Consider the following 341-nt stretch of genomic DNA (forward strand, 5'->3'; position numbering starts at 1 on the left):
CGTCGGGACCGCGGTCCCGACGCGGACGGGGGCGCACACCGGAACACGGGAACACGCGCACAAGGGGGCGGCGAGGGATGGCTGAGCCGGAGTTCACGGCCAAGGGCGTGCGGATCGGGAAACGCATGCGCTCGCTCACCCGGGCCGGACAGGTCCGGATCAACGACGGCAGGGTGGAGTTGCTCAACAGTTACGGCAGCGAGATCGACAGCGCACCGGTGCAGGCGGTGCGCGCCTCCAAGCCGTGGTTCGCGCCGGACGACAAGGCGCTGGCCGACATCAACGGCCAGCGGTACCTGCTGACCCTGGCCGACCAGGACCCCGCCCCGGGCGAACCGGGC

At 71.8% G+C, this 341-nt stretch carries 1 protein-coding gene; it reads left to right on the plus strand.

Annotated features, from left to right (window positions below; all coding sequences use genetic code 11):
- Positions 1-77 precede the first annotated feature (77 nt).
- Positions 78-341: hypothetical protein (locus VT52_RS35115; protein ID WP_071387780.1), on the plus strand; the 264-nt coding region annotated here is incomplete at its 3' end.

This window comes from Streptomyces malaysiense (genome assembly GCF_000980885.2).
Taxonomy (GTDB): domain Bacteria; phylum Actinomycetota; class Actinomycetes; order Streptomycetales; family Streptomycetaceae; genus Streptomyces; species Streptomyces malaysiense.